Source organism: Nonomuraea sp. NPDC049419, from assembly GCF_040676995.1.
GTDB lineage: Bacteria > Actinomycetota > Actinomycetes > Streptosporangiales > Streptosporangiaceae > Nonomuraea > Nonomuraea salmonea.
Genome location: NZ_JBFAQB010000009.1, coordinates 356,192 through 365,521, shown reverse-complemented (window position 1 = coordinate 365,521; position 9,330 = coordinate 356,192). Strand labels below are relative to the sequence as shown.

The window sequence follows — 9,330 nt, the reverse complement described above, 5'->3', positions numbered from 1 at the left end:
ATCGAGAAGGCCAGGAACGCCGGCACGACCATGATGACCGGCGCCAGCAGGTAGAGCACCTTGTCCACGGTCCGCGGGAAGATGTCCTCCTTCAGGCCCATCTTCAGACCGTCGGCCACGGACTGCAGCAGACCGAACTTGCCGGCCCGGTTGGGGCCGTAGCGGTGCTGCATCCGCGAGATCAGCTTGCGCTCGAACCAGACGCCGAACAGGATGCCCAGCATCAGGAAGACGAACAGCATCACGGCCTTGATGATCGTGATCCACAGAGGGTCCTTGCCGAAGTCGGCGAGGGTGGGATCGGCCGCGAGAACGTGGATCATGAGGCGCTCCCGATGGTGACGATGTCGCCGGCCACCGCGCGCAGGTCACGCGTGACCGAGCAGCCGCCGGAGTTCGCCGGCACCCAGACCACGCGGTCGGGCAGGTCGGCGATGCGCACCGGCAGGGTCACGGAGCCGTTGGCGGAGTCGCCGACGACGAGCTTGTCGCCGTCGGCGACGCCGAGCTCGGCGGCCGTGGGGCCCGAGACCAGTGCTTCGGCGGTGCGGGCGGTGCCCGCGAGGTACGGCTCGCCGTCCTGCAGCCTGCCCTCGTCGAGCAGCAGGTGCCAGGTGGCCAGCAGGGCCTGGCCCTGCTCCGGCACCTCCTGCGGACGGGTCAGGGCGCTGGGCGGGCTGACCCGGCTGCCGCGCCAGGAGCCGAGCCCGGACAGCTCGCGCCGGACGGCCTTGGCGTCGGGCAGGCCCAGGTGCACGTCCATCCGGTCGGCGAGGTTGCCGATGACGGCCATGTCGGACTGCAGGCCCGGCACCTTGAGCGGCGCGTCGAACGAGCGGCCCCTGCCCTCCCAGTTGACGAACGTGCCGCCCTTCTCCTGAACGGCGGCGACGGGCAGGACCACGTCCGCGCGGTCGGTGACGGCGCTGGCGCGGATCTCCAGGCTCACGATGAACGGCGTGCGCTCGAGCGCGTCGAGCGCCGCTGCCGGGTCGGCCAGGTCGTAGGGGTCGACACCGGCCACGACCAGGGCGTCGAGCTCGCCGTCGCGGGCGGCGGCGAGGATGCCGGAGGTGTCGCGGCCGGGCGTGGCGGGCAGCGAGGCCACGTTCCAGGCCCGCGCGACCTCGGCCCTGGCGCTCTCGTCGTCCACCGGGCGGCCGATCGGCAGCAGGTTGGGCAGCGCACCGGCCTCGACCGCGCCGCGCTCGCCCGCCCTGCGCGGGATCCAGGCGATGCGGGCGTCGGAGGCGGCGGCGAGCCGGACCAGCGCGGACAGCGCGCCCGGCACGGTGGCCAGGCGCTCACCGGCCAGCACGATCGTGCCCTCGGCGAGGGTGCCGACCAGGTCGCCGATCGCGTCGGCCTCGGCGCCCGGCGCGGTGCGGATGAGCGTGCCGCCCATCTTCGCCAGGCCGGGAGAGGCGAACGGCGCGATCGAGGAGACCTTGAGCCCCTTCTTCATCCACGCCTTGCGCAGGCGCAGGAAGACGATCGGCGACTCCTCCTCGGGCTCGAACCCGACGAGCAGCACGTGGGGCGCGTTCTCGAGGTCGGCGTAGCTGATCTCGATGCCCCTGCCGGCCACCGCGTGGGCGAGGAACTGCGCCTCCTCGGCCGAATGCGGCCTGGCGCGGAAGTCCACGTCGTTGGAGGCGAGCGCGACCCGGGCGAACTTCGCGTACGCGTAGGCGTCCTCGACCGTGACCCGGCCGCCGACCAGCACGCCGGCCTTGCCGCGGGCGGCGGCGAGGCCCCGGGCGGCGACTTCGAGCGCCTCAGGCCACGAGGTGGGCACCAGCACGCCCTCCTCGTTGCGGACCAGCGGCTGCTTGAGCCGGTCGGGCTGCTGCGCGTAGGTGAACGCCCAGCGGCCCTTGTCGCAGTTCCACTCCTCGTTGACCTGCGGGTCGTTGCCCGCCAGGCGGCGGGTCACCCGGCCGCGCCGGTGGTCGGTGCGCAGGCTGCAGCCGGAGGCGCAGTGCTCGCACGCGCTCGGCGTGGACACCAGGTCGAACGGGCGGGCGCGGAACCGGTAGGCGGCGCCGGTGAGCGCGCCGACCGGGCAGATCTGCACGGTGTTGCCCGAGAAGTAGGAGTTGAACGGCTGGCCGTCGGCCACCCGCACCTGCTCCTTGGCCCCGCGCTCGAAGAACTCGATGAGCGGGTCACCGGCGATCTGGTCGGAGAAGCGGATGCAGCGCGCGCACTGCACGCAGCGCTCGCGGTCGAGCAGCACCTGCGTGGACAGCGCCAGCGGCTTGGGGAAGGTCCGCTTCTGCTCCTGGAAGCGCGACTCGCCCTGCCCGTTGGACATGGCCTGGTTCTGCAGGGGGCACTCGCCGCCCTTGTCGCAGACCGGGCAGTCGAGCGGGTGGTTCATCAGCAGCAGCTCCATCGCCGCGCGCTGCGCCTTCTCGGCGACCGGCGAGGTGAGCTGGGTCTGCACCACCATGCCCTCGGCGACCTCGATCGCGCACGACGGCTGCGGCTTGGGGAAGCCGCGGCCGTTGCCCGCGTCGGGGATGTCGACCAGGCACTGGCGGCAGTTGGCCGCCGGGTCGAGCAGCGGGTGGTCGCAGAACCTGGGGATCTGGATGCCCAGCAGCTCGGCGGCCCTGATGATCAACGTGCCCTTGGGAACACTGACCTGGAACCCGTCGATCGTCAGGGTCACCAGGTTCGTCTGGGTCTCTACGACTGTCACTGCTCACCCCAGAGAGTGGACTTCTTCGGGTCGAACGGGCAGCCGCCGATCTCGAAGTGCTTGAGGTACTCATCGCGGAAGTACTTCACCGAGGAGTGGATCGGGCTGGTCGCGCCATCGCCGAGCGCGCAGAACGAGCGGCCCAGGATGTTGTCGGCGATGTCGGTGATCGTGGCCAGGTCGTCCTCGGTGCCCTGGCCCGCCTCCAGGCGCTTGAGCACCTGCTTGAGCCAGTACGTGCCCTCGCGGCACGGCGTGCACTTGCCGCACGACTCGTGGGCGTAGAACTCGGTCCAGCGCAGCACCGTGCGGACCACGCAGGTGGTGTCGTCGAAGATCTGCAGGGCCCGGGTGCCGAGCATGGAGCCCTTGGCGCCGACCCCCTCGAAGTCGAGCGGCACGTCGAGGTGCTCGTCGGTGAAGATCGGCGTGGACGAGCCGCCCGGGGTCCAGAACTTGATCTGGTGCCCCTTGCGGACGCCGCCCGCCATGTCGAGCAGCTCGCGCAGCGTGATGCCGAGCGGCGCCTCGTACTGGCCCGGCCTGGTGACGTGGCCGCTCAGCGAGAAGATGCCGAAGCCCTTGGACTTCTCGGTGCCCATGCCGGCGAACCAGTCGGCGCCGTTCGCGATGATCGAGGGAACACTCGCGATCGACTCGACGTTGTTCACCACAGTCGGCGAGGCGTAGAGGCCCGCCACGGCGGGGAACGGGGGCTTGAGCCGGGGTTGACCTCTGTAACCTTCGAGCGAGTCCAGCAGCGCCGTCTCCTCGCCGCAGATGTAGGCGCCCGCGCCGCTGTGCACGACCAGCTCCAGGTCATAGCCGGAGCCGAAGATGTCGGTGCCGAGGAAGCCCTTCTCGTACGCCTCCCGCACGGCCGCGTGCAGCCGCCTGATCACGTGCAGCACCTCACCGCGCACGTAGATGAAGGCGTGGTTGGCGCGGATCGCGTAGGAGGTGATGATGATGCCCTCGACCAGCGCGTGCGGGTTGGCCATCATCAGCGGGATGTCCTTGCAGGTGCCCGGCTCCGACTCGTCGGCGTTGACGACGAGATAGTGCGGCTTGCCGTCGCCCTGCGGGATGAAGCCCCACTTCATGCCGGTGGGGAAGCCCGCGCCGCCGCGGCCGCGCAGACCGGAGTCCTTGACGGCCTGGATGACGGCGTCGGGGTCCATGCCGAGCGCCTTCTTCGCCGCCTCATACTCACCGTAGACGTCGAGGGTGAAGGAGTTGGGCTGGTCCCAGTTGGCGGTCAGGACCGGTGTCAAAGTCGTCGTCATGCTTCGGGGGCCTTCCATCCCTTGGCCTTGGCCACCTTCAGGCCCTCGAGCGAGGGTCCCGCGGCCGACGGGCCGTCGCCCGCGAGGTCGTCGGGCAGCCCGGCGAGCACCCGCGAGGCCTCCTTGAAGGTGCACAGCCGCTTGGGGCCGCGCGTGGGCCGCACGTCCTTGCCGTCGCGCAGGTCGTCGACGAGCTGCTTGGCCGTCTCGGGCGTCTGGTTGTCGAAGAACTCCCAGTTGACCATCATGACCGGCGCGAAGTCGCAGGCCGCGTTGCACTCGAGGCGCTCCAGCGAGATCTTGCCGTCGGGAGTCGCCTCGTCGTGACCGACGCCGACGTGCTCCGACAGCTGCTCCCAGATCTCGTCGCCGCCCATCACCGCGCACAGCGCGTTGATGCACACGCCGACGTGATAGTCGCCGGCCGGCTTGCGCTTGTACATCGTGTAGAAGGTCGCGACGCCGGTGACCTCGGCCTTGCTGATGCCGAGCATCTCGGCACAGAACTCCTGCCCGTCGTCGGAGACGTAGCCGTCTTCGGACTGCACGAGGTGGAGCAGCGGCAGCAGGGCGGAGCGGGTCTTGGGGTAGCGCCCGATGATCTCCTTGGCGTCCCGCTCCAGACGCTCACGGACTTCCGGTGAATAAGTCACCGGTCCACACCTCCCATGACGGGGTCGATAGAAGCGACCGCGGCGATCACGTCCGCGACCTGGCCGCCCTCCGCCATGGCGGGGAAGCTCTGCAGGTTGCAGAAGGACGGCTCGCGGAAGTGCACGCGGTAGGGCCTGGTGCCGCCGTCGCTGACCACGTGCGCGCCGAGCTCGCCCTTGGGCGACTCGATGCTGGCGTACGCCTGCCCGGCCGGCACCCTGAAGCCCTCGGTCACCAGCTTGAAGTGGTGGATGAGAGCCTCCATCGAGGTGCCCATGATGTGGGCGATGTGGTCGGGCGAGTTGCCGAACCCGTCGGGGCCGAGCGCCAGCTGCGCGGGCCAGCCGATCTTCTTGTCCTCGATCATCACCGGGTCGCCCTTGAGCGGCCCCGCGATGCGATCCAGAGCCTGCTCGACGATCTTGAGCGACTCCTCCATCTCCTTCATGCGGACGAGGTAGCGCGAGTAGACGTCGCAGCCGCGCTCGGTGGCGACGTCGAACTCGTAGGTCTCGTAACCGCAGTAGGGCTGCGACTTGCGCAGGTCCCATGGCAGGCCCGCGGCCCGCAGGATCGGGCCGGTGACGCCGAGCGCCATGCAGCCGGTCAGGTCGAGGTAGGCGACGTCCTGGGTGCGGCGCACGTAGACCGGGTTCTCGTCGAGGAGCTTGCGGATGTCCTTGATCCGCTTGGGCATCTCCTTGAGGAACTCGCCGACCTTGTCGACCGCGCCGGCCGGCAGGTCGACGCTCACGCCGCCCGGCCTGATGTAGGCGTGGTTCATGCGCAGGCCGGTGATGTACTCGAACAGGTCCATGATCATTTCACGATCGCGGTACCCGAAGAGGAACGGCGTCGTCGCGCCCAGCTCCATGCCGAACGTGCCCATCGCCACCAGGTGCGAGGCGATGCGGTTGAGCTCCATCATCATCACGCGGATCGCCTGCGCCCTGTCGGGGATGCGGTCCTCGATGCCGAGCAGCTTCTCCACGCCGAGGCAGTAGGCGGTCTCGTTGAAGATCGGCGAGAGATAGTCCATGCGGGTCACGAACGTGGTCCCCTGGGTCCACGTCCGGTATTCCATGTTCTTCTCGATGCCGGTGTGCAGGTAGCCGATGACGCCCCGGGCCTCGGTCACCGTCTCGCCGTCGAGCGTCAGCACCAGCCGGAGCACACCGTGCGTGGACGGGTGCTGCGGGCCCATGTTGACGACCAGGCGCTCTTCTTCCGACTCGCGCACGCCGGAGACGACCTGGTCCCAGTCGGCCCCGTTGACCGAATAGACCTTGCCCTCGGTCGCCTCGTCATAAGCGGTGCTCATGAGTAGCTCCTCCTCTGGTCGGGCGACGGGATGGTGGCGCCGCGGTATTCGACCGGGATGCCGCCGAGCGGGTAGTCCTTCCGCTGGGGATGACCGTCCCAGTCGTCCGGCATCATGATCCGGGTGAGCCCGGGGTGACCATCGAAGACGATCCCGAAGAAGTCGTACGTCTCGCGCTCATGCCAGTCGTGACCAGGGTAAACGCTGACCGTCGATGGGATGTGCGGGTCGCTGTCGGGGCAGCTGGCCTCCACCCGCACCCGCCGGTTGTGGGTGATCGAGCACAGGTGGATGACCGCGTGCAGCTCCTCGCCCTCAAGGTGCGGGTAGTGCACGCCCGAGACGCCGAGCGAGAGCTCGAAGCGCAGGGCGGGGTCGTCGCGCAGCTTCTGGCAGACCTCGACCAGCCGCTCCCGCTTGACGTGCAGGGTCAGCTCGCCGCGGTCGACGACCACGCGCTCGATGGCGTCGTCGAGCGCCAGCGCGTCGACGACCTCGTCGAAGTAGCTCCCGTACGGGCGCGGCGTCGAGATCTGCGGCGGCCGGCGGACGACGAGGCCGCCGTAGCCGGAGGTGTCACCCGAGTCCTGGGCGCCGAACATGCCCCGACGGGCGATCGGCGCCTCCTGCGCCGCCGGCGTCTCGGGGACCTGTGCGTCCGGGACCTCGGGGAGGTTGTCGGGCGAGGTCACTTCGAGGCTCCCTGGTCGATCAGCGGCAGCGTGCGCAGCGCCTGCAGCTCGAGCTCCTCGATCTGCTTGGCGCGGTGCGCGCCGAACTTCATGTTCTGGATCTTGTCGTGCAGCTTGACGATGGCGTCGATGAGCATCTCGGGCCGCGGCGGGCAGCCGGGCAGGTAGATGTCGACCGGCACGACGTGGTCGACGCCCTGCACGATGGCGTAGTTGTTGAACATGCCGCCGCTGGAGGCGCACACGCCCATGGAGATGACCCACTTCGGCTCGGCCATCTGGTCGTAGATCTGGCGCAGCACAGGCGCCATCTTCTGCGACACGCGGCCGGCCACGATCATGAGGTCGGCCTGGCGGGGAGACGCCGAAGCGCGCTCCATACCGAAGCGCGCCAGGTCGTAGTGGGGGCCACCGGTGGCCATCAGCTCGATGGCGCAACAGGCGAGACCGAACGTGGCCGGCCATACGGAGTTCTTACGCGCCCATCCGGCGGCCGCTTCGACCGTGCTGAGGATGAACCCGCTGGGGAGTTTCTCTTCAAGTCCCATTTTCAGTCCCAGTCCAGACCCTTGCGGCGCCACACGTACGCGTAGGCGACGAGCACGGTGACGATGAACAGCAGCATCTCGACGAGCGCGAACAGGCCGAGTCCCGAGGTGGCCACGCGGCCGAGGTCGTCCGTCTGCGGAGCGAACGAGACGGCCCACGGGTAAAGGAAGATGATCTCGATGTCGAAGACGATGAAGAGCATCGCCGTGACCATGTACTTGAGCGGGAACCGCCCGCCGCCGACCGGCTGGGGCGTCGGCTCGATGCCGCATTCGTAGGCGTCGAGCTTGGCGCGGTTCCAGCGCTTGGGACCGGTGAAGGGAGCGATGGCGACCGAGAAGATCGCGAAGCCCCCCGCGATTACGGCGAGCACCAGGATGGGCACGTAAAGGTCCATCGCTACGCCTCCTCTGGAGTCGCCGCGCGCGCGGGCGCGCAGCGGGATCTGGTGATTCTGAGATTCATGCTGGTGGCGCGACCTTCGAGAGTGCGTTGATGATCATGTCCGACGCATCGCCTCGCCGGTCGGTGAGATTACCAAGGAGTTTGAGCGCGAAGCGCATCAGCCTCGGGTGAGGCAGCCCGTGCCTGGTGCCGAAGCTCATCACACCGGGCTTGCCGATGGCTTCGACGAACCATCTGCCGAGCGTGAAGTAACCCCCGTAGGCGTCCTTCAGCACCCGAGGATAGGTCCGCAGGGTACGCTCCCGCTGGGCGGGGGTGGTCTCCCTGAGGGCCTTCGCGATGATCTCGGCGGCGATCTCGCCGGTCTCCATGGCGTAGGCGATGCCCTCGCCGTTGAACGGGTTGATCGACCCGCCCGAGTCTCCCACGAGCATCAGACCGCGGGTGTAGTGGGGCTGGCGGTTGAACGCCATCGGGAGCGCGGCGCCGCGGATCGGGCCCGTCATGTTCTCCTCGGTGAAGCCCCACTCCTGCGGCATCGACCGGCACCAGCGGCGCAGCAGGTCGCGGTAGTCGATGTTCTTGAACTGGGCGCTGGTGTTGAGCAGCCCGAGCCCGACGTTGGAGGTGCCGTCGCCGACGCCGAACACCCAGCCGTAGCCGGGCAGCAGCGTGTCGCCGTCCCAGAGCTCCAGCCAGGTCTCGAGGTAGTCGTCGTCGTGGCGCGGGCTCTCGAAGTAGGTGCGCACGGCCACGCCCATCGGGCGGTCCTCGCGCTTGTGCAGGCCCATGCCGAGGGCCAGGCGGGTGCTGTTGCCGTCGGCGGCGACGACCACCGGGCTGCGGAACTCGCGGCCGTCCTTGGTGGTGACGCCGACGATGTGGCCGCTGCGGTCGTCGAGGACCGGGCCTGTGACGGTGACGCCCTCCATCAGGCGTACGCCGTTCTTGACCGCGTTGGCGGCGACGATCTGGTCGAAGTCCTGCCGGGTGCGGACGAGCCCGAAGTCGGGGAAGCGCTCCAGCTGCGGCCAGTCGAGCTCGAAGCGCAGGCCGCCGCCGACGACGCGCAGGCCCTTGTTCCTGATCCAGCCGGGCGCGTCGATGTCGACGCCCATGTTCTGGAGCTGCTTGACGGCGCGCGGGGTCAGGCCGTCGCCGCAGACCTTCTCGCGGGGGAACCTGGTCTTCTCCAGGAGCAGCACGTCGAGACCGGCCTGCGCGAGGTACCAGGCGGTGGCGGAGCCGGCGGGGCCGGCGCCGACGACGATGACATCGGCGTCGCTCATGATCGCGCCCGCTTCACCGCTCGATGATTGCGCGCACTCGCGGCGAGCTCCTGCGCTCGGTGGGTGGCTGTTGGCACGGTCACTGGACTGTCCTGTCCCTACACACGCTCGAAGGCCGTGGGGTGGCGCGCCTTCGTTCCTTTGTGAACCCCTTCACAAGCTTACCGGCCCGCAGTCTACTGCTTTTCGTGTACATAGTGGCAGTCGGGGGGCCGTTCTGTGATCGAAGGGGACGGCGTGTCGCCTGGGGCAGCGCAGTCATGATCGTCACGCTAGCAGTCAAGCCCCCGGCGGCCCCGGGGCGGCCCTTGAGCGATGCCGTCCTGAGACTCTCGCGCAGCGCCCGCCGCTCCTGGGGGCCGAAATCTCATTCCATAATCGCGCCGGAAATGCCGCTGGGCCGCACCCGTAACTTCCACGGGTGCGG

General features: G+C 69.1%; 9 protein-coding genes. All 9 read right to left on the bottom strand.

The window, feature by feature from the left end; all coding sequences use genetic code 11:
- On the bottom strand, nucleotides 1-323 hold a 323-nt coding region (locus AB0K12_RS27350; RefSeq protein WP_364566916.1), incomplete at its 3' end, for an NADH-quinone oxidoreductase subunit H.
- A complete protein-coding gene (locus tag AB0K12_RS27345; protein ID WP_364566913.1) occupies nucleotides 320-2,707 on the bottom strand; it encodes an NADH-quinone oxidoreductase subunit G in 2,388 nt (795 codons plus the stop codon). The genes AB0K12_RS27345 and AB0K12_RS27350, both read right to left, overlap by 4 nt.
- Nucleotides 2,704-3,993 carry an NADH-quinone oxidoreductase subunit NuoF gene (nuoF, locus tag AB0K12_RS27340; RefSeq protein ID WP_364566910.1) on the bottom strand — a complete coding sequence of 430 codons (1,290 nt, stop codon included), beginning with the start codon at nucleotides 3,991-3,993 and terminating at the stop codon, nucleotides 2,704-2,706. Before nuoF ends, AB0K12_RS27345 begins: the two co-directional genes overlap by 4 nt.
- Complete coding sequence (gene nuoE, locus AB0K12_RS27335) at nucleotides 3,990-4,646, bottom strand: NADH-quinone oxidoreductase subunit NuoE (RefSeq protein ID WP_364566907.1); 657 nt, start codon at nucleotides 4,644-4,646, stop codon at nucleotides 3,990-3,992. Before nuoE ends, nuoF begins: the two co-directional genes overlap by 4 nt.
- Nucleotides 4,643-5,968 carry an NADH-quinone oxidoreductase subunit D gene (locus AB0K12_RS27330; protein WP_345394352.1) on the bottom strand — a complete coding sequence of 442 codons (1,326 nt, stop codon included), beginning with the start codon at nucleotides 5,966-5,968 and terminating at the stop codon, nucleotides 4,643-4,645. The genes nuoE and AB0K12_RS27330 overlap by 4 nt, the downstream gene beginning before the upstream one ends.
- On the bottom strand, nucleotides 5,965-6,570 hold the full coding sequence (locus tag AB0K12_RS27325; RefSeq protein WP_355415549.1) for an NADH-quinone oxidoreductase subunit C: 606 nt from the start codon (nucleotides 6,568-6,570) through the stop codon (nucleotides 5,965-5,967). The genes AB0K12_RS27330 and AB0K12_RS27325 overlap by 4 nt, the downstream gene beginning before the upstream one ends.
- Before the next feature lie 86 nt (nucleotides 6,571-6,656).
- On the bottom strand, nucleotides 6,657-7,208 hold the full coding sequence (locus tag AB0K12_RS27320) for an NADH-quinone oxidoreductase subunit B (RefSeq protein ID WP_080043645.1): 552 nt from the start codon (nucleotides 7,206-7,208) through the stop codon (nucleotides 6,657-6,659).
- 2 nt (nucleotides 7,209-7,210) lie between these two features.
- On the bottom strand, nucleotides 7,211-7,606 hold the full coding sequence (locus AB0K12_RS27315; RefSeq protein WP_355415532.1) for an NADH-quinone oxidoreductase subunit A: 396 nt from the start codon (nucleotides 7,604-7,606) through the stop codon (nucleotides 7,211-7,213).
- A 64-nt stretch (nucleotides 7,607-7,670) separates the two neighbouring features.
- Nucleotides 7,671-8,903 carry a geranylgeranyl reductase family protein gene (locus tag AB0K12_RS27310; protein ID WP_364383946.1) on the bottom strand — a complete coding sequence of 411 codons (1,233 nt, stop codon included), beginning with the start codon at nucleotides 8,901-8,903 and terminating at the stop codon, nucleotides 7,671-7,673.
- Between the last annotated feature and the right edge of the window lie 427 nt (nucleotides 8,904-9,330).

What these genes read in the sequence shown, in the direction of transcription:
- AB0K12_RS27310 (WP_364383946.1), bottom strand. Translation starts at nt 8,903, where the DNA reads ATGAGCGACGCCGATGTCATCGTCGTCGGCGCCGGCCCCGCCGGCTCC.
- AB0K12_RS27330 (WP_345394352.1), bottom strand. Translation starts at nt 5,968, where the DNA reads ATGAGCACCGCTTATGACGAGGCGACCGAGGGCAAGGTCTATTCGGTC.
- nuoF (WP_364566910.1), bottom strand. Translation starts at nt 3,993, where the DNA reads ATGACGACGACTTTGACACCGGTCCTGACCGCCAACTGGGACCAGCCC.
- AB0K12_RS27325 (WP_355415549.1), bottom strand. Translation starts at nt 6,570, where the DNA reads ATGTTCGGCGCCCAGGACTCGGGTGACACCTCCGGCTACGGCGGCCTC.
- AB0K12_RS27320 (WP_080043645.1), bottom strand. Translation starts at nt 7,208, where the DNA reads ATGGGACTTGAAGAGAAACTCCCCAGCGGGTTCATCCTCAGCACGGTC.
- AB0K12_RS27315 (WP_355415532.1), bottom strand. Translation starts at nt 7,606, where the DNA reads ATGGACCTTTACGTGCCCATCCTGGTGCTCGCCGTAATCGCGGGGGGC.